The organism is Snodgrassella sp. ESL0323 (assembly GCF_013346865.1).
Classification (GTDB): domain Bacteria; phylum Pseudomonadota; class Gammaproteobacteria; order Burkholderiales; family Neisseriaceae; genus Snodgrassella; species Snodgrassella alvi.
Genome location: NZ_JAAEDT010000020.1, coordinates 128330 through 146650, shown reverse-complemented (window position 1 = coordinate 146650; position 18321 = coordinate 128330). Strand labels below are relative to the sequence as shown.

The following is an 18321-nucleotide window of genomic DNA, read 5'->3' as shown; positions in this document are numbered from 1 at the left end:
CCGAATCTATCCAAGTATAAGGGATTTTGATTAAATTTCAGTTAAGTAGAGTATTATTAATTATGGCTGGCAACAAATATTGGAAGCTGATTAATGGTTTTTTATCAGATTAAAAAACTGTTCGGTAAAAATATCCAGCGGCGTTGCATTTTTGAGCAGTTTGGCACGGCTGACTGCACCTTCCCAGCCAAGCCAGAAGAAGTAAGCCAGTTTTGTGCAGTCTGTTTGTGAACTGATTTCTTGCTGCTGTTGTGCCAGCTGCAAACAGCATGTCATTTTTTCCTGCCAGTTGTGCAGGATGTTGTTGAGTAAAGCAGGATAATTTTGTGGCAGAAGAGATTCATTCTGCATTAGTTCACCCACCAGACAACCTCTGTTGAAATGATATTTGGCCATACTGGTTTTGGCATCTGTGCAGAATGCACTAATTCTGGCCAGTGCGGAAGAGATATTCTGGTTTAATAAATGTTGTTCCAGTTTTTCAGTAAAAAAGTGGTCGTAGTATTCGAGTATGACTGTGCCAAACTCTTCTTTACTCTTGAAATAGTGATAAAAAGAACCTTTGGGTACGCCTACCTGTTTCAGTATGCTTTCAATATTGGCACTGATGTAGCCGTGTGTGGTCATGGCAGCTACGCCGCTGCGAATAAGGGCGATTCTGGTGTTATTACCTTTGCGGGATAATGAGGGTGTACTGAATAATTCTGTCATTGTTATAAAATTTTTGCGGGCTGGTTGGAACAAATGGCTGTGGCAGGGGTCAATTTGATTTTCCCTGTTTTCTGACGGCAGTGCGACATAGCCAGTCCAGACAGCTGATGGGCAGGAATTTTTTCAGATACCAGAAGAGGTGTGCCGGTACGGTAACCGGGTAACGTGCTTTAGGTTTGCTGGCATTGAGTGCACGGGCGCAGACCCGGGCGCATTGTTCGGCAGTCAGTGTAAACGGTGCGACAGAACCGGCAGCCTGAAGGCGGTTGAGCTGAGCCTGATAGGCGGCACGATGCACGCTGTTTTCAACATCTATATATTGTTTGAATTTAATCAGTGCATTGGGACGAAAGCGACTGGTGATCGGTCCGGGCTCAAGCAGGCTGATATAAATACCACTGGCATGAGTTTCATGACGCAATGTATCACATAGTCCTTCCAGTGCAAATTTACTGCTGGTATAAGCACTGCGCCATGGCATGGCTGCATAGCCCAGTATGCTGGAATTTACCAGAATACGGCCATGCTGCTGACGCCGGAAAATTTTCATTGCTGCGTTGATGCATTGCCATGTGCCGAATACGTTGGTATTAAACTGTTCCTGTAAGGCTGCCCGGCAAAGATCCTCGGCTGCGCCTGTCTGACCGTAACCGGCATTGCAAAATAAAGCATCAAGGTGGCCGAATTCGGCTATTACGGTTTCGATAGCTGCCTGTATCTGTTCATCATTGGTAATATCCAGTTGCAGACTGTGAAAACCTTCTGAACGTAAGCGCTCTACATCTTCTGCCCGACGGCAACTTGTATAAACGCGCCAGTTGTCTTGTCGCAGAAGCTGAGCGGTTGCATACCCGATACCACTGGAACAGCCTGTGATCAGAATAGTTTTCATCATATTTATGTCGGTTGGAATTTATTTACCGGATGTAGTTTAACATGCCGGAAAATGGATATGTCCGGGTTGTTTGACAGTTATGCTGTTGGCAGCAGGCGGGAAAATATCATTTTCCTGTCTGTGCGGAATCTACAGTTTCTACCGGTAATCAAATTATTTTATTGTGTTATCAGTGTGCTCAGATTAATCATTAATCAAAAGATTACTGTTCTTTTTCAGCTGCTTCATCATAAGCGTCGACAATTTTCTGTACTAACGGATGGCGTACTACGTCTTCGCTAGTGAATACGTGAAAATAAATCCCCTCAATGTTGCTGAGTTTTTCACGCGCATCTTTCAGACCGCTTTTGATATTTTTAGGTAAGTCGATCTGGCTGATGTCACCGGTAATCACTGCTTTGGCTCCGAAGCCGATACGGGTCAGGAACATTTTCATTTGTTCTGGTGTGGTATTCTGGGCTTCATCAAGAATAATATAAGCCCCGTTAAGTGTACGTCCGCGCATATAGGCTAAAGGTGCGATTTCAATCAGCCCTTTTTCCAGTAGTTTGGTCACACGGTCGAAGCCCATCAGGTCATAAAGGGCATCATACAGGGGACGCAGATACGGATCGACTTTTTGTGCCAGATCGCCCGGCAGAAATCCGAGTTTTTCTCCGGCCTCTACAGCTGGACGAACCAGTACGATACGTTCTACCTGATGTTTTTCAATGGCATCCACTGCGGCAGCGACGGCAAGATAGGTTTTACCGGTACCGGCAGGACCCAAACCAAATACGACATCATGTTTTAATAATGCCTGTATATAACCGTTCTGACGCGGGGTGCGCCCGCTGATGTTGCCGCGGCGGGTGCGCAGTGTCCAGACTTTGGGTTCATGGTGGTCTGAATTTTCCTGGATGGTGGTTTTGGCTTCTACCGCAGCTAAATGGATGTCACTATCGCTGATATCGCGCTCACGCGCTATGCTGGCCAGATTCTCCAATGCTTTTACTCCTTGACTGATATGTTCTCCGCTTAAGGTAAAATGGTCAAAACGACGGGTAATTTCAAGATCCAGAGCTTTGCCCAGACTGATAATGTGCTGGTCTAATACGCCGCACAGGCGTTGCAGAGAAATATTGTCTATCTGATGTAACTGATAATGGCTGGTTTGACTCATAATTACAATAAATAAAAAGATAAATATTGATTTTAATATGTAGTCAGGCTGATCGAAAGCAAGAGAGGATGATTTGATAATATTTTATCTGATAAACGTGTTTTTTGTGTTTGCTGAAAAGAAAACACCGGCTGACCTTGCCGGCAGAAATGAGTTGATATAGATTGTAGGTGTAGTGGAGAAATGCCGCAGGCAATTTATACTACTGCATATATAAATAATTTTGAAATGGAACATTGCATGCGAACTGCGACAATTACGCGTAATACCAGTGAAACAAAAATACAAATAAGTATTAATCTTGATGGCACCGGTGTAGGAAATTTTGATACCGGAGTGCCTTTTCTGGAGCATATGCTTGATCAGATAGCCCGCCATGGGTTGATTGATTTGGATATCCGTTGTCGCGGAGATCTGCATATTGATGATCATCATACTGTTGAAGATATTGGTATTGCGCTGGGACAGGCGTTAAAACAGGCACTGGGTGATAAATGCGGTATTACGCGTTATGGTCACAGTTATGTGCCGCTGGACGAGTCTTTGAGCAGGGTGGTGCTGGATTTATCCGGTCGTCCCGGTCTGGTGTATAACGTAGAGTTTACCCGGGCGTTAATCGGCCGGTTTGATGTGGATTTGTTCAGTGAATTTTTTCATGGTTTAGTGAATCATGCCATGATGACCCTGCACATTGATAATTTGCGTGGTTTGAATGCTCATCATCAGGCAGAAACGATTTTCAAAGCGTTCGGGCGTGCTTTGCGAATGGCTGTTACTCAGGATGAGCGAATGGCAGGGGTGATGCCGTCGACGAAAGGGACGCTGACTGCATAATGGTTTTGTATAGATTCTAATCCGCTGGTGTGTATACATTGGCGGATAGATTTATTTATGTCGATCTGTACGAGTAATTATGAAACTATCTGCAATAATTTATTTTGCAAATCACAATTACTGATGGCTGTCTTATATACGTTATGTTATGTTATGTTGTGTTGGAAGTGATTGATTACAGTTTCTATCGGCTTGTGCAATCAATTGCTGATGAATATGCCGGTTATTTATATCTTCAGGATTATTTTTTTTACGGTCAGTTGTCATTGAATTTAACGGATAAAAATAAATGAAATCAGTCACCGGATAATAAAATTCTGATGAATAATATGGAAATAATCAGCATAATTACTGATAAATATGCGTTTTTTTAGCAAGATTATGGCTAGGTATCATAATCTGCCAGTTTCAGATTTTCAGCTATCCGGTGTTCATGTATGATAACAAGCTGTTTCTTTGCAGGCAGCCCGTTAGTGATAACCGGACTCCGGATAAACTTTTGCTGCAGGTATGTTCAGTTGATTTTATAAAGATATGAAGATGAAAGTAGCCATTGTCAATTATGGTATGGGAAATCTGCATTCAGTGCTGAAATCTGTACAGGCAGCAAACCAGTTACAGCAGATGCAGGCGGAAGTTATTCTAACAACCGAACCGGATGAGGTATATCAGGCTGATAAAATTATTTTTCCTGGTCAAGGGGCTATGCCGGACTGTATGGCTGCTTTGCAGCGGAGCGGATTGGCTGATGCACTGGAAGACGGATTGCGGCGCAAACCGTTTTTTGGTATCTGTGTTGGCGCGCAATTGCTGTTTGAATGTAGCGAAGAGGGTAATACGGCCGGATTAGGTTGGTTTCAGGGTACGGTACCGCGTTTTCAGGCTGCACTAAGTACTGATGGCAGACCACTGAAAATACCGCATATGGGCTGGAACCGTGTACATCAGATGCAAGAGCATCCTTTATTTGCCGATGTGGCTCAGGATGAATGGTTTTATTTTGTTCATAGTTATTATCTACGACCAGAGGATCCGTCAATTATTCTGGGTACGGCTGATTATGCCGGTGATTTTGCCTGTATAGTAGGCAGAGATAATGTTTTTGCTACGCAGTTTCATTCTGAAAAAAGCCATGCGGCCGGTTTGCAGCTGCTGGGTAATTTTTTACGGTGGGATGGTACGTTTTAATTGAAGTAAAGGTACCGGTGTTTAACTCGTCAGTATATTTGAATTTAATATGTTATTGATTCCAGCAATTGATTTAAAAGGCGGACAGTGTGTACGTCTTCAACAGGGGCTGATGGAAAAAGCCACTGTATTTTCTGATGAGCCTGCACAGATGGCTGTGCACTGGTGTCAGCAGGGTGCACGTCGTTTGCATTTGGTTGATCTAGATGGTGCTTTTTCCGGAAAACCAGAAAACATGACCGCCATCAAAGCGATACTTGAACAGGTAGCAGATAATGTGCCTGTGCAGCTTGGTGGTGGCATTCGTGATTTGCATACAATTGAACAATATCTGCAGCTGGGACTGAGTTTTGTCATTATTGGTACAGCAGCTGTGAATAATCCCGAATTTGTGCGTCAGGCATGTGCAGCTTTCCCCGGACAAATTATTGTCGGGCTGGATGCCAAAGATGGTATGGTTGCCATTGATGGCTGGGCGAAAGTGACAGATATTCATGTTACTGAGCTGGCCAGACAGTTTGCGGATGATGGTGTTAACAGCATTATCTACACTGATATTGGTCGCGACGGAATGATGAGTGGTGTGAATATTGATGCCACAGTTAAGCTGGCACAGGCTGCTTCTGTGCCGGTTATTGCATCCGGTGGGGTGAGCAGTATGAAAGATGTGGAAGCTTTATGTGCTGTAGCCGGGCAAGGAGTTGCCGGAGCTATTGTAGGACGCGCGATTTATGAAGGCTCACTTGATCTGGCCGCAGCGCAGCAAATGGCAGATCAGTGTAAATAGTAAATTATGCTTTTTTTAAAACACATATCAAGATATCTTGTAATAATCTGATTTTGTTTTAGTTTGATAATAATCATTTAGAGGCAGAGTGATATTGGTATGTGATCTGAGTTTTTAACTGTAACTGTGCAGTAATCAAGGAGATAATTTAATGCTTAGTATCTTGGGCTCACTAATAATAGTGTTATGGCTATTATTCACAATGAATCGCAAAAAGCAGAGTTTTTTTGAAGCCAGTATATTCACTATGGTGATGATGGGCTTCAGTTGCCTGATGCAACAAAGCTGGCCGGATGTTAACAATGCCTGGTTACTGACATGGGTTGCACACTGGTTATTCGTATTTATCGCCCTGTGGTTGTTTGATATTATTGCTGTAAGTACTACCAGTGCCGTGGTTTATTCATTAGTGGTAAGTGTTGGATACTATTATTTTGAGAGCCATATTTTTACTCTGGTTGAACACTGGCTAAGTAAATAATTTCTGCTCAGTAGCAGAGAAAGATAGCATTATGGCTTTAGCCAAACGTATTATTCCCTGTCTGGATGTTGATAACGGAAGGGTAGTTAAGGGAATTAATTTTGTTTCTTTACGTGATGCCGGTAGTCCGGTTGAAGTGGCTCAGCGCTATAATGATGAAGGTGCTGACGAGCTAACTTTCCTGGATATTACCGCCAGCTCAGATAATCGTGATACGATTTTACATGTTATTGAAGCGGTAGCCAGCCGGGTATTTATTCCGCTGACAGTAGGAGGCGGCGTACGCAGTGTTGAAGACGTGCGCCGCTTACTTAATGCCGGTGCTGATAAGGTATCAATTAATACTGCAGCAGTGACCAACCCTGAACTGGTTAGTGAAGCGAGTGCATTTTTCGGTAATCAGGCAATTGTTGTAGCGGTAGATGCTAAAGCAGTTAATGCCGAAAATACCTGCTGGGAAGTTTTTACTCATGGCGGACGCCGGCATACCGGACTGGATGCTATAGCCTGGGCACAGGATATGGCTTTGCGCGGAGCCGGTGAAATTTTGCTGACCAGTATGGATCGTGATGGTACCCGGGCAGGGTTTAATTTACCGTTAACCCGGGCTGTAAGTGATGCTGTGTCGGTTCCTGTTGTTGCATCGGGAGGTGTAGGCAATATTGAACATTTGATAGAAGGTGTTCAGGAAGGTCATGCTGATGCAGTACTGGCTGCCAGTATTTTTCACTTTGGTGAAGTACGTATTCAGGATGCCAAGATAGCCATGAAACAGGCCGGTATTGAAATGCGTATCTAATCTGGCTGCTGATAGTGGTTGTATGTTTACCTGAAAATAAGGACAATTGCAGTGTTTGATACGCTTCTGAATGCGATAAAGTGGGATGATAAAGGTCTAGTTTGCGCGGTAGTGCAGGACAGGCATACTCAGCGCGTTCTTATGGTGGCATGGATGAATGCCGAAGCTTTGCGTCAGACAGTAACTACTGGTCTGGCTCATTATTACAGCCGGTCACGCCAGCAGCAATGGATGAAAGGCGAACAGTCCGGGCATACGCAAAAGGTATATGAAATGCGGCTGGATTGTGACGGTGATGCATTAGTGCTGCTGGTCGAGCAGTCCGGAGGTATTGCTTGTCATACTGGACACGCCAGCTGTTTTTATCGTGTTTATCATGATGGTGACTGGCAGAGCACTGATCCGGTTATCAAAAATGAAAATGAAATATATACACGTCCTGCCAATGGACATACACAGACTGATTAAAGAGGAAGCAGGATGACACAAGTGCCGGAAGCAGCGGATTTTTCCAAGGTATTAACTGAACTGGCTGATGTGCTGGACAGCAGACGTGAAGCTTCACCGCAAACTTCTTATGTTTCTCAGTTATTACATGCCGGTGAAGATAAAATCCTGAAAAAAGTTATTGAGGAAGCCGGTGAAGTATTAATGGCATCCAAGGACGGGGATAAACAGCATTTAGTTAAAGAAGTTGCTGATGTCTGGTTTCATACTATGGTGTTATTAACTTATCATCAGATTCGGGTTGAAGATGTATTGCAGGAATTGCAGCAGCGGCAAAATGTGTCTGGTCTGACTGAAAAAGCCAGTCGCCAGCCACAGTAATTACAATGGAATTTTAAATATGCGCAGCTGTGAGTAAACAGCAGGCGCATGTTTTTTTAGGCAGTTGAAGTAAAGGATAACATCATGGGCAGTTTTTCAATTTGGCATTGGGCTTTGGTACTACTGATTGTTGTACTGATTTTTGGTACCAAAAAATTACGTAATCTTGGTAAAGATCTTGGCGGTGCTGTACACGATTTTAAACAAGGCCTGAACGAGAGTGACCGGGAAAGCGTAAAAAATGATGATGTAATCGAACATAATAAAGACGACAGCAAAGCATAGAAAGCATTTATGTTTGGTTTGGGGTTTGGTGAAATTTTACTGATTGCTGTTGTGGCGCTGGTCGTACTCGGACCGGAGCGGCTGCCCAAGGTAGCACGCAGTGCCGGTCTGTGGGTCGGGCGCATTCAGAATTTCATTAATAATGTTAAAACCGAACTAAGTCAGCAGGCCGGTGTGGCAGAATTCAGGCAGGCACGTGACAGCATTGAAGCGGCTGCCCGTTCGTTTGAACAAGATATTAATGCCAATGTGCATAGTATTCGCGGTGAAGTAGATGCGCTTAAACGTCAGCTCTATGAAGATGAGCAGCAGACTGAAACGAATAGTACGCCTGCCTTAGCTGAGTTGTCACAAGATTATTATCAGCCTGTAAGGGATGCACTATTACTGCATCGGGTATCATTACGCCGGCAGGCTTTACAACGCCGGCGGGATATGCGGCCAAAACACAGCATAACACCTAAACTGCGGGTACGCCGACATTGATGGATAAGCGATTGTGAAGCAGGTTGAAGAAAATACTGAATTGACGCTAATTGATCATTTGCTGGAATTGCGTCGCCGTCTGATGTGGATTCTGGGAATTCTGTTGTTATGTTTTGTGATTATGGTGCCGTTTGCACAAAAAATTTATACTTTTGTGGCTGAGCCTTTAATAGTAAATTTGCCGGCTGGTCAGCATATGATTGCCACAGAAGTGATTGCCCCGTTTTTTGTGCCGTTAAAAGTAACACTGATGGCGGCATTTCTTCTGACACTTCCGCATACGTTGTATCAAATCTGGGCTTTTGTGGCACCGGGTTTGTATAGACATGAGAAACGCCTGATTCTGCCCTTGCTGATTGCCAGTGTTTTATTATTTGCATTGGGTATGGCATTTGCTTATTATCTGGTTTTTCCGGTTATTTTCCGTTTTCTTACCGGTATTACTCCGGCCGGTGTCAGCATGGCAACTGATATAGATAAATATTTGTCTTTTATTCTGGGTATGTTTGTAGCATTCGGAGTAACATTTGAAGTGCCTGTTCTGGTAATTTTACTAAACAGGATCGGAATAGTATCGGTGGAGAAATTGAAAAAAGCCCGCGCCTATGTGGTGGTAGGTGCTTTTGTTGTGGCTGCTATTGTGACTCCGCCGGATGTGCTGTCGCAAACATTACTCGCTATTCCGCTGATTCTTCTTTATGAAGTGGGAATTCTGGTTTGTTGCTGTCTGGGTGGTAAGAGAAAAGAGACGGCTTTGTCAGTTCATTCTGAAAAAGATTAGTTTTTTTCACTTTATCTGAAATAACAGGCTGCCTGAAAATTTTCTGGCAGCCTGTTTATAAATAATATAAGCCGGCTAATGATGTTATTCGTTGGAGAGTTGTATGAATCAGTCACAAATTGATTCGTGTCCGAATATTTACCGTCCGTCCACGCTGATATGGTGGTTGGGGATGCTGACCTTGTGCGTCTTGCCATTTATGTCGAGCTGGCGGGTTGGTACGCTGTCAAGCTTTTATCTGGAAGCCGGGACGTTATTTTTTGCTTTATGTCTGATCGGATCAACAGTACTGATATGCAGAACTCAATTTTCATTTCCTCCTGCCTGCATCGGTCTGCTGGTACTTGCTTATTTGCTGATGCTGCAGGCAAGAATTATGCATCTTACTTATATCAGCCAGTCTGATCTGACTGCTCTGGTATTTGTAGTAATGGCTTTACTCGCATGGGCTGCACGGGCATGGGTGATTCGCATAGGCCAGACTCAGGCTGTCACTATTCTGGCGAAGGCTCTTGTGCTGGGTGTACTACTACAGTCAATCGTGTGTGTGATGCAGTTTACCGGTATTGCTGACTGGATACCGGGAGTATTGCGTGGTCCGGGCAATCATTACATCTATGGTCAGCTGGCTCAGCGCAACCATCTCGGGCATTACCTGATGTGGGGCGTGCTGGCACTGTGCTTTTTATGGGAACAGCGGCGTCTGCCTAACTGGCTGGTATGGATTTTATTAATCTGGTTTACCGGCATCATGGGACTGATCGGTTCACGGACGATTGTTGTCTATGTACTAGTAATAGGACTGTCACTATTTTTTTGGCGCTGGCGTGCCGGCTCTGCAGCGAATCGCCTGTTGCTGATGCTGGCTGTTGCCATAGGTCTGGTATTGCTGTTTCAGCTGATTTTAAGTCCATTATTTGACATGTTGCTGCATATTAATTTTCAATCCGGAACAGCAAGGCTGGAACAAGGTGGATTTGCCCGGTCAGGTAGGCAAATGGAGTGGCATAAGGCCTGGCTGATATTTCAAAGTGCACCGTGGTTTGGTTATGGCTGGGGCAGTTATTCATATCAGGGATTTGCCATTGTAGATGTTTATCCGAATGGTTTTCGTCAGTATGAAAATACCGTGCTGTTTACTCATTGTCATAATCTGGTACTACAATTACTGGCTGAAACAGGCATAGTTGGATTGCTAATTGTCAGTGCCTGCTTTTTTTGGGTTATCTGGCCTCATTTACGTAAGGGATTTAATCCGGCATCAATTGTGCTGATCAGTATGATTCTGGTGTCTTTATGCCACAGCATGCTGGAATATCCGCTGTGGTACAGCTATTTTCTTGCTGTGTTTGTTTTGTTTATGGCACTAACTCCTGTATCACAGGAAGACTTGAAACGGTCTTGCCGTCCGGCGTCCGGTCGCGTAAATCAGTTCTGCGCCATAGTGGTATTGATTTCGATGGTTCTGCTTCTGTGGCAAATGATGAACTATCAGCGTTTTTTAAAAGTGCGTGCTGAACGTAATCTGCCCCAGGCTGAACAAGTAAGCCGTATGCATGATTTGCGTAATCAAATGTACTTTCTTCGTTATTATGTAGACATGGCAATTATCGAAAAGTTGAATGTTACTGATTCTTCTTTACCTTTATGGGGTAAAGAAGCAGCATTGCAGGCTGGCCGGTATCGTCCTTATAGCAACACTTTCATACGCGGACTTTACTTAGAACAGGAACATCAGAATAAGGTGGCAAAACAGTGGTTCAGTCATATAAGTCATTATTATCCCAGCCTTGTTCCCAATTTTATAAACAAAATAAAGCAGCAGCCTCAGGCAGTGGCAGTAATACCACAATTACAGCAAGATTGCCTGAAATATCAGCAGCAAAGCGCACAAAAAATGAATTGTTTGTAGAGTTCAGACAGATATTTAACATAGTGCTTTTTAATGAAAAAATGAGCAAAAGCCTTGTTATTGTAAAGATAATCTCAACCTACATGTTAAGATACAAAGTGTAAATATAGTAAATTCGTCTGTAGTCAATACAGACAATGCACTTCCATTTTAGGAGGATGATATGAATCGCGTATTATTAATTGATGACGATAATTTGTTGACTGAACTGCTTACTGAGTATCTGACAGCAGAAGGTCTGGAAGTCAGTCGTGTTGCTGATGGTGAAGCCGGTGTTAAAGAAATTTTAACCGGTCAGTATGATGTAGTGGTTCTGGATTCCATGATGCCGAAAATGAACGGTCTGGATGTATTGAAAACGGTACGGGTACAAAGCAAAATTCCGATCATTATGCTAACCGCCAAAGGTGATGACATTGATCGTATTATCGGTCTGGAAATGGGTGCGGATGACTATGTGCCGAAACCTTGTCAGCCGCGTGAATTGCTGGCACGTATCAATGCCATCCTCCGTCGCACACATCAGAGTCATGACAATGACCAGAATGGCATTCCGAACAGTATTGCAGCCAGTGGTGTAGTACTTTATCCGGCTAAACGTCAGGTTACTATTGAAGATGAACCACTGGAGCTGACCAGTACTGAATTCAATCTGCTGGAAGTTCTGATGCGTCATGCCGGACAGGTGGTGAGTAAGGAGACATTGTCTCTGGAAGCACTGGACCGGAAACTGGCTAAATTTGATCGTAGTATTGACGTTCATATATCCAGTATCCGTCATAAGCTGGGCAATGCCAGTCTGATTCAGACTGTGCGTGGTCTTGGCTACCTGTTTGTAAAAAACTGAACCAGTGGATACAGGCTGTTGGAAAACAGCCTGTTCTGATTTATGAAACTGTTTCCTCGTATCTTTGCTACTTTTTGTGCTGTAATTGTTTGTGCCATTTTTGTGGCCAGTTCCTCATTCTGGCTGGTACAAAATACTTTAGCCGAAACACGGTTTAAACAACAGCGCAATTTTGAAGAAAATCTGCTGAGCAGCACCATGAATGCGTTTCAGGCACGTGGTGATGCCGGTATACGCGAACAACTGGTTGAGTGGGGGAATAGTCCGGGTGGCGAAAACCTGTATGTTATTACCGGTGATAACAAGAACGACATTCTGGGACGCCCTATTGATCCTGAGGATATTGACAAGGCACATGAGTTCGCTTTGTCACATCCGCACTCAAAACTTGTACAGATTGCCTATAATTCACTGGGTGAAGAGTATCTGTTTATGATTCGCGGCTGGAACCATGAACGTACTCCTCGTCCACCAAGCCCGTTTTTTATTCCCGGTTTACCCATTGCACCAGTCTGGCACGAATTTATTATTCTCAGCTTTATTATTGTTGTAGGTTTATTAACAGCCTATATACTGGCTAATAATATTACCCAGCCAATCCGTGTCTTATGGCGCGGGATGGATCGTCTGGCTCACGGGAATTTGCAGACCCGTGTTTCTCATCAGCTATCAGAACGTCGTGATGAACTGTATTCTCTAGCCGTGCAGTTTGACAATATGGCAGATAAACTGCAGAAGCTTGTGGAAAAAGAACGTCACCTGCTGCACCATGTATCGCATGAAATGCGCTCCCCGCTGGCACGTATGCAGGCAATTATTGGTTTAATTCACGTACAGCCACAAAAACAGGAACAACACTTGCAGCGTTTGGAAAGTGAACTGGGGCGTATGGATTTATTGGTAGGTGAACTGCTTACCTTATCACGGTTGGAAACTTCTGATTTGCCTATTACGCTCGAACCTTTGTCTTTGGTGCCACTAATCAAACAAATCGTGGAAGACAATCAGGCCATAGCTATGCAGCATCAGCAAACTTTATCATGGCAGTGTGATATTCCTGATACTGCTATGGTAAAAGCCAATGAAAGCTATTTATATCGGGCTTTTGATAATGTTGTGCGTAATGCCATTAATTACAGTCCTGACGGTAGTGAAATTAAGGTTTATCTGCATGAGGGTGGTAAACAGCAATGGCAGGTTGATATCAGTGACAATGGACCCGGTGTGGCAGAAAATCAGTTACCACATATTTTTACTGCTTTTTATCGTGCAGACAGCAGTGCTAACAAACCGGGTACAGGTTTAGGACTGGCGTTAACCAAACACATTATTGATCGCCACCATGGTAAAATTTATGCAGATAATCAACAGCCTAAAGGTTTAAGTATGCATTTTTTACTGCCTAAATTTACGCCGGGCAGAAACAGGAACCGCCAGAAAAATAAAAATCAGTTGCCTGTAGCCAACGGATAAAGTTATTTATACTTATCCGGCTGGCAGGTTCTCTCCAAAGAATACGTTGTAGTTGTATGTAAAACGCTACTATTTAAATTTCAATATCGATATGGTTTTAGCCTGGCAGATGCATAGTGCAACAGATAACTATTAATCTGTGGTTCTCTGGTCTGGTTTGTCTGCATCTGTTGTCAGATTAGTTTGTTGGGTAAACCAATCAGTGGCAATTTGATTGACCTCATCTATACCTTGCTTTTTCAGACTGGAGAACAGTTGTACCGTAACTTGCTGGCGGGCAATGTAAGGTTGTAGCGCTTTTTTAACACTGGCCAAGGTTTTAATCTGATCATTTTTTGATAATTTATCTGCCTTGGAGAGCAGAATATGAACAGGGCGCTGGGTTACCGCAAAAAAATCAAGCATCTGTTTGTCCAGCTCTTTAAGCGGATGGCGGGCATCCATAATCAGAATCAGCCCGATCAGTTGCTTTCGTGTCTGTAGGTAATCGCCCAGCAGTGTCACCCAATGTCTGCGGATTGCCTCAGGCACCTGAGCGTAACCATAACCGGGTAAATCCACCATAAACCCGCCATTAGTCAGTTCAAAAAAATTAATGTGCTGGGTACGGCCTGGAGTTTTGGATACATAGGCCAGACGAGTATGGTTAGTCAGTGTATTGATTGCGCTTGATTTACCTGCATTGCTGCGGCCGACAAAAGCAATTTCTGCACTGGTTGCGGGCAGGTCTTTCAGATGATTAACGGTAGTATAAAAGCAGGCGTGACGAAACAGATTCATGGATACATAAAAAAAATAGTAAGGTAGTAGCATACCATGTTTTTAAGCTTAATCCGGATTTAGCTACTGATGTTAACGCTGATTTTAACTTAGGGGCACTTGATTTTTTGTTTTATACTGCTAAACTGCAATTAAGATTATTTTAAGGAAACTTTCAGATGGAAGACGGGGTCTCGGGCAGTTGTATTGTTGCATGTAGACGTGTTTTTCTCTGATTTCAGGCAGCCTTGCTCATGTAGCAGGCTGCCTGTTTGTATTTAACACATAGGAAAAGAAAATGGATTTTAGCTGGTTAGGAGAACCGGCCACATGGGTAGGGCTGATTACCCTGATAATTCTCGAAATCGTTCTGGGTATCGATAATCTTGTATTTGTAGCTATACTGGCGAATAAAGCCAGTCCGAAAAAGCGCGACCATGCCCGTATAGCTGGTTTGTCTCTGGCAGTGCTGATCCGCATTCTGATGCTGGCACTGATGTCTTTTATCATTACCCTGACCAAGCCCTTTGTACATATCAGCGGTTTTGCCATTTCAGTTAAAGATCTGATTATGTTCGGTGGCGGACTCTTCCTGCTCTATAAGGCAACAACTGAGTTACATGAACGGCTGGAAGGGCATACTGCTATGGCGTCAATTACCAATGTCTCCGTTTATGCCAGTTTCTGGAGTGTGGTATTACAAATTGTCGTGCTTGACGCGGTATTTTCACTTGATTCAGTAATTACTGCTGTCGCCATGGTGCAACACATTACAGTGGCAATGCTGGCCGTAATTATTGCTATGGCAATGATGATTTGGGCAAGCGGACCATTAACAGAGTTTGTAAATCGCCATCCTACAGTAGTGATGCTGTGTCTGGGCTTTTTACTCATGATAGGGTTCAGCCTGATTGCTGAAGGCTTACACTTTGAAATACCGAAAGGTTATCTGTATGCCGCTATTGCTTTCTCTATTCTGATTGAGATATTTAATCAGATTTCTACTCGGAATACCCGCCGTAACGATATGATTGGCCGCTCTTGGCGTTACCGAACCGCAGACAGCGTGCTTGGTATGATGGGCCTGCGTGAAAAAGAGCTGGCTAAAAATGGTATGCAAACTGATGATGATGAACATTTTGAAGAAAATGAAAAATCCATGATTCGCAGCGTGCTTACTCTGGCCGAGCGTCCGATAATGGGTGTCATGACACCGCGCAGTGATATTGAACGTTTGGATCTATCTCAGCCGCGTGAGCAGCAGTGCCAACAATTACAAAGCACACCATTTTCACGGCTGGTAGTAGTAGGAAAGGCCGGAATTGATGAGCCGCTGGGATTTGTGAATAAAAAAGATTTACTTAACCAGTTATTGAGCGGAGAGCAATTAAATATTCAGGCTGCGTTACGACAGCCGCTGGTCTTACCGGACAGCAGCACTGTACTTGATGCTATGGAGCTGTTTCGTTCGCGAAGTGCTGATATTGCGCTGGTAGTTGATGAATTTGGTGCTGTACTCGGACTGGTTAGCATGAAAGATTTAATGGAAACGATTGCCGGTGATTTTCCAGAAGAGTATGAGCGTGCTGATGCACCCAGTATCCAGCAAAATGCCGATCATAGCGTTACTGTAGACGGCAGTCTTGAATATGCCATTCTGGCTCAGCACCTGCATTTGCCTACCTTACCGGAAGACGCTGAGTACCATACTGTAGCCGGATTAATTATGGAAGAAATGCAAGATATTCCGGATGTCGGAGATACCATTGATTATGCCGGTTACCGTTTTGAAGTATTGAACAAAGACGGACACCGTCTGGAACGGGTACGTATCAGCAAAATTGAACAGCCGGAATCTGAATAACCCGGTTAATAGCCATAAAAAAGCCTGCTGAGAACAGCAGGCTTTTGACATTAAAATAGTTTGCTTATTTAATTTGGCTGCCGATAACGCCACCCAGAGCTGCTCCGCCTAAAGTAGCACCAGTGTCTTTACCTAACAGATTACCTGCTACACCACCCACTACAACACCTGTTGCAGTATGCCGCTGAGCCGGAGTCATATTTTCACAGGCAGAAAGGGAGGCAGCTACTGCGGCAACTAATGCCAGTGTTTTTAAATTCAATTTCATGTTAATACCTCTTTCTATTCAGAATAAAGAATTGCGTGTCAGTTAAAGTTGATATTACTTATAAACTATTTAACAGCAAAAATATTATTTCAAAGTTGATTATATACCTTTAGCAAACCAGATTAGCAAAAAACTGTGCTGGAATCATAAATACAATTTATTAATGTTATTAAAATGTCTGCCGGTTATTCAATTTCGGTGGCCGGATCAGCACATATTTCAGGTGTCTGACGTGAAGGCTGCTTTTTTTCTTTATATTTAATCACAGCTCTGTCCAGTTTATCCATCAGACAATCAATAGCAGCATACATATCATTATCCAGGCATTCAATATGGATATCTTTACCGGAAAGATGCAAATCAATTTCAGCTTTTTTCTGAACTTTAAATACAGAGAAAGTAACAGTTGCGCTGATAATTTGATCAGCATGACGGCTAATACGTTCCAGCTTGTTCAGTGTGTAGTCTTTCAGCGCTGCGGTAACATCAAGATTCTGTCCGATAAATTTCAGATTCATAGCCTGATCCTTTTTAAAGGGTTTAGGGAAAAACAGAATAAATTTTATGGAAGTTAACTGAAAATTAATGATTACTGTATTGTACTTTACGTTGGTGCGCCGGAGGAATTTTCAAGGCCTCACGGTATTTTGCGACTGTGCGCCGGGCCAGATTAATACCCTGCTTAGCCAGCTGATTTACCAAATGTGTATCAGAGTAGGGGTGTTTCGGGTCTTCTTCGTTAATCATACTTTGCAGCAGTGTTTTAATTGCTGTCTGACTGTTACCTGTTCCATCATCCGTTGCTGCAACAGACTGACTGAAAAAATAGCGCAGAGGAAAAACACCTTGTGAGCAGGTCAGGTATTTCTGATTGATTGCCCGTGAAACAGTACTTTCTGCCAGTTCGAGAGCCTGAGCTGTTTCTTTAATGGTTAAGGGCGTTAGCGCCAGAGAACCAAAACTGAAAAAATCCTGCTGTTGCTGCAAAATCCATTCGCCCAGACGTTGCAAAGTGGTTTTACGCATCTGCAAACTGTGAAGACAGGTTTGTGCTTCCTGCCATTTGTTTTTACACAAGGCATCCATCTCAGTGTTTTTTTGCTCTAACCATTCTTCAACACCGGGTTCTATTCTCAGCTGAGGAAAAGTATCATGCAAAAGGCGTATCTGCCAATTACCACTTTTATTGATATAAACTTCCATATCAGGGCGGACAGACAGAATACCATTACGATCAGGTAATCCGTAACAGGGATAAGGATTCAGCGTACCAATCAGTTTACAGGCCGCTTCAAGTGTGTTCACAGAAAACTGAGGCAGTTGCCGGCAAAGTTGTCTGAACTGATGGGTACTCAGCCACTGACCAAAATGTTTGTTAATCAGTAAGCGCGCGCAAGTATGGATTTCATTGACATCGGCTGATTCGCCTGACAAATTATCCATTTGCAACAACAGCGATTCCTGTAAATTCCGAGCGCCAACACCAGTAGGTTCAAACTGCTGCAGAATCGTCAGCGCCTGTTCCAGCTCTGTTTCGTCCAGTTGCCATTCCAGCGGTGCGTTTTCTACCAGATCAGTTAAACTGCTGTCCAGATAACCCTGTTCATTCAGATTCTCAATCAGAAAATAAACCCGTGCTGCTGTCACTTTGTCCAGATCGTATTCACATACTTGCCGGCGCAGCAATTCATACATATCAGGATTGTCGGCCAGCGTGTCCCAGACATCACTTTCAGCTTGCTTAATACCCGGCTGTGGCGGCTGTACATACTGAGTATCGGAAAAGCTGTCTTCAGGTGTATTTTCTACTTCCTCAAGAAAAGGATTATCCTCCAGCCAGCCGGCAACCAGTTCCTGTAATTCCAGCGTAGACAGCTGCAACACCTGTAACGATTGTTGCAGTTTCGGACTAAGGCGGGTGGTAAGACTGAGTCGGAGATGAGTAGCTGGCTTTTGCATAT

The 18321-nt window shown here is 43.6% G+C and carries 20 protein-coding genes and 1 pseudogene; 14 read left to right on the top strand and 7 right to left on the bottom strand.

The features are described 5' to 3' along the window. Nucleotides 1-90: 90 nt before the first annotated feature. From GY065_RS09325 to GY065_RS09315, 3 genes are all read right to left on the bottom strand, one after another. Complete coding sequence (locus GY065_RS09325) at nt 91-711, bottom strand: TetR/AcrR family transcriptional regulator (protein WP_174833896.1); 621 nt, start codon at nt 709-711, stop codon at nt 91-93. 49 nt (nt 712-760) lie between these two features. Further along, nucleotides 761-1603: an SDR family NAD(P)-dependent oxidoreductase gene (locus GY065_RS09320; protein WP_174834006.1), complete on the bottom strand. Its 843-nt coding sequence runs from the start codon at nt 1601-1603 to the stop codon at nt 761-763. Between the two features lie 205 nt (nt 1604-1808). Then, the gene (locus GY065_RS09315; RefSeq protein WP_174833895.1) at nt 1809-2768 is read right to left on the bottom strand and encodes a PhoH family protein; all 960 of its coding nucleotides are present in this window, start codon (nt 2766-2768) and stop codon (nt 1809-1811) included. A 243-nt stretch (nt 2769-3011) separates the two neighbouring features. Between GY065_RS09315 and hisB the strand changes: the two are divergent. The 13 genes and pseudogenes from hisB to GY065_RS09250 all read left to right on the top strand — a co-directional run. Further along, nucleotides 3012-3602, top strand: a pseudogene (hisB, locus tag GY065_RS09310) (imidazoleglycerol-phosphate dehydratase HisB); the annotation flags it as partial. A gap of 540 nt (nt 3603-4142) precedes the next feature. Then, a complete protein-coding gene (hisH, locus tag GY065_RS09305; RefSeq protein WP_174833894.1) occupies nt 4143-4790 on the top strand; it encodes an imidazole glycerol phosphate synthase subunit HisH in 648 nt (215 codons plus the stop codon). Between the two features lie 49 nt (nt 4791-4839). Beyond that, nucleotides 4840-5577, top strand: coding sequence for a 1-(5-phosphoribosyl)-5-[(5-phosphoribosylamino)methylideneamino]imidazole-4-carboxamide isomerase (gene hisA, locus GY065_RS09300; protein WP_174833893.1), 738 nt, complete (start codon nt 4840-4842; stop codon nt 5575-5577). Nucleotides 5578-5779: 202 nt separating this feature from the next. After that, nucleotides 5780-6058, top strand: a complete 279-nt coding sequence (locus GY065_RS09295; protein WP_174833892.1) for a hypothetical protein — start codon at nt 5780-5782, stop codon at nt 6056-6058. 31 nt (nt 6059-6089) lie between these two features. Beyond that, nucleotides 6090-6857 (top strand): imidazole glycerol phosphate synthase subunit HisF, encoded by a 768-nt coding sequence (gene hisF / locus GY065_RS09290; RefSeq protein ID WP_174833891.1) that lies wholly within the window; start codon nt 6090-6092, stop codon nt 6855-6857. Nucleotides 6858-6908: 51 nt separating this feature from the next. After that, nucleotides 6909-7325, top strand: a complete 417-nt coding sequence (hisI, locus tag GY065_RS09285; RefSeq protein ID WP_174833890.1) for a phosphoribosyl-AMP cyclohydrolase — start codon at nt 6909-6911, stop codon at nt 7323-7325. A 12-nt stretch (nt 7326-7337) separates the two neighbouring features. Next, nucleotides 7338-7685, top strand: coding sequence for a phosphoribosyl-ATP diphosphatase (locus tag GY065_RS09280; RefSeq protein ID WP_174833889.1), 348 nt, complete (start codon nt 7338-7340; stop codon nt 7683-7685). A gap of 84 nt (nt 7686-7769) precedes the next feature. After that, nucleotides 7770-7970, top strand: coding sequence for a Sec-independent protein translocase subunit TatA (gene tatA, locus GY065_RS09275; RefSeq protein WP_174833888.1), 201 nt, complete (start codon nt 7770-7772; stop codon nt 7968-7970). A 9-nt stretch (nt 7971-7979) separates the two neighbouring features. Then, nucleotides 7980-8456, top strand: coding sequence for a Sec-independent protein translocase protein TatB (tatB, locus tag GY065_RS09270; RefSeq protein WP_174833887.1), 477 nt, complete (start codon nt 7980-7982; stop codon nt 8454-8456). A 13-nt stretch (nt 8457-8469) separates the two neighbouring features. Further along, entirely contained in the window at nt 8470-9237 is a 768-nt protein-coding gene (tatC, locus tag GY065_RS09265) for a twin-arginine translocase subunit TatC (RefSeq protein ID WP_303831950.1), read from the top strand. A gap of 103 nt (nt 9238-9340) precedes the next feature. Further along, nucleotides 9341-11149, top strand: coding sequence for a PglL family O-oligosaccharyltransferase (locus GY065_RS09260; protein WP_174833886.1), 1809 nt, complete (start codon nt 9341-9343; stop codon nt 11147-11149). Nucleotides 11150-11312: 163 nt separating this feature from the next. After that, nucleotides 11313-11996: a response regulator transcription factor gene (locus GY065_RS09255; protein WP_100116019.1), complete on the top strand. Its 684-nt coding sequence runs from the start codon at nt 11313-11315 to the stop codon at nt 11994-11996. 42 nt (nt 11997-12038) lie between these two features. After that, entirely contained in the window at nt 12039-13469 is a 1431-nt protein-coding gene (locus GY065_RS09250; RefSeq protein ID WP_084553809.1) for a cell wall metabolism sensor histidine kinase WalK, read from the top strand. A 132-nt stretch (nt 13470-13601) separates the two neighbouring features. Here the strand turns inward: GY065_RS09250 and yihA are convergent, their stop codons facing one another. Beyond that, nucleotides 13602-14249 (bottom strand): ribosome biogenesis GTP-binding protein YihA/YsxC, encoded by a 648-nt coding sequence (yihA, locus tag GY065_RS09245; RefSeq protein WP_174834004.1) that lies wholly within the window; start codon nt 14247-14249, stop codon nt 13602-13604. Between the two features lie 277 nt (nt 14250-14526). Between yihA and GY065_RS09240 the strand changes: the two genes are divergently transcribed. After that, complete coding sequence (locus tag GY065_RS09240) at nt 14527-16092, top strand: TerC family protein (RefSeq protein ID WP_174833885.1); 1566 nt, start codon at nt 14527-14529, stop codon at nt 16090-16092. 64 nt (nt 16093-16156) lie between these two features. Here the strand turns inward: GY065_RS09240 and GY065_RS09235 are convergent, their stop codons facing one another. The 3 genes from GY065_RS09235 to rpoN all read right to left on the bottom strand — a co-directional run bounded on the left by GY065_RS09235 (nt 16157) and on the right by rpoN (nt 18319). Beyond that, nucleotides 16157-16360, bottom strand: a complete 204-nt coding sequence (locus GY065_RS09235; protein WP_174833884.1) for a glycine zipper 2TM domain-containing protein — start codon at nt 16358-16360, stop codon at nt 16157-16159. A 185-nt stretch (nt 16361-16545) separates the two neighbouring features. Continuing rightward, nucleotides 16546-16878 carry a ribosome hibernation-promoting factor, HPF/YfiA family gene (hpf, locus tag GY065_RS09230; RefSeq protein ID WP_100116024.1) on the bottom strand — a complete coding sequence of 111 codons (333 nt, stop codon included), beginning with the start codon at nt 16876-16878 and terminating at the stop codon, nt 16546-16548. 64 nt (nt 16879-16942) lie between these two features. Beyond that, on the bottom strand, nt 16943-18319 hold the full coding sequence (gene rpoN / locus GY065_RS09225) for an RNA polymerase factor sigma-54 (RefSeq protein ID WP_174833883.1): 1377 nt from the start codon (nt 18317-18319) through the stop codon (nt 16943-16945). Nucleotides 18320-18321 lie beyond the last annotated feature (2 nt).

Bases quoted from the DNA above. Each gene is read 5' to 3' on its own strand.
- GY065_RS09255 (WP_100116019.1), top strand. From the start codon at position 11,313: ATGAATCGCGTATTATTAATTGATGACGATAATTTGTTGACTGAACTG.
- rpoN (WP_174833883.1), bottom strand. From the start codon at position 18,319: ATGCAAAAGCCAGCTACTCATCTCCGACTCAGTCTTACCACCCGCCTT.
- GY065_RS09325 (WP_174833896.1), bottom strand. From the start codon at position 711: ATGACAGAATTATTCAGTACACCCTCATTATCCCGCAAAGGTAATAAC.
- GY065_RS09320 (WP_174834006.1), bottom strand. From the start codon at position 1,603: ATGAAAACTATTCTGATCACAGGCTGTTCCAGTGGTATCGGGTATGCA.
- hisH (WP_174833894.1), top strand. From the start codon at position 4,143: ATGAAAGTAGCCATTGTCAATTATGGTATGGGAAATCTGCATTCAGTG.
- hisA (WP_174833893.1), top strand. From the start codon at position 4,840: ATGTTATTGATTCCAGCAATTGATTTAAAAGGCGGACAGTGTGTACGT.
- GY065_RS09280 (WP_174833889.1), top strand. From the start codon at position 7,338: ATGACACAAGTGCCGGAAGCAGCGGATTTTTCCAAGGTATTAACTGAA.
- tatB (WP_174833887.1), top strand. From the start codon at position 7,980: ATGTTTGGTTTGGGGTTTGGTGAAATTTTACTGATTGCTGTTGTGGCG.
- GY065_RS09315 (WP_174833895.1), bottom strand. From the start codon at position 2,768: ATGAGTCAAACCAGCCATTATCAGTTACATCAGATAGACAATATTTCT.
- yihA (WP_174834004.1), bottom strand. From the start codon at position 14,249: ATGAATCTGTTTCGTCACGCCTGCTTTTATACTACCGTTAATCATCTG.
- hpf (WP_100116024.1), bottom strand. From the start codon at position 16,878: ATGAATCTGAAATTTATCGGACAGAATCTTGATGTTACCGCAGCGCTG.
- GY065_RS09240 (WP_174833885.1), top strand. From the start codon at position 14,527: ATGGATTTTAGCTGGTTAGGAGAACCGGCCACATGGGTAGGGCTGATT.
- tatA (WP_174833888.1), top strand. From the start codon at position 7,770: ATGGGCAGTTTTTCAATTTGGCATTGGGCTTTGGTACTACTGATTGTT.
- GY065_RS09235 (WP_174833884.1), bottom strand. From the start codon at position 16,360: ATGAAATTGAATTTAAAAACACTGGCATTAGTTGCCGCAGTAGCTGCC.
- hisF (WP_174833891.1), top strand. From the start codon at position 6,090: ATGGCTTTAGCCAAACGTATTATTCCCTGTCTGGATGTTGATAACGGA.
- GY065_RS09250 (WP_084553809.1), top strand. From the start codon at position 12,039: ATGAAACTGTTTCCTCGTATCTTTGCTACTTTTTGTGCTGTAATTGTT.
- GY065_RS09295 (WP_174833892.1), top strand. From the start codon at position 5,780: ATGAATCGCAAAAAGCAGAGTTTTTTTGAAGCCAGTATATTCACTATG.
- GY065_RS09260 (WP_174833886.1), top strand. From the start codon at position 9,341: ATGAATCAGTCACAAATTGATTCGTGTCCGAATATTTACCGTCCGTCC.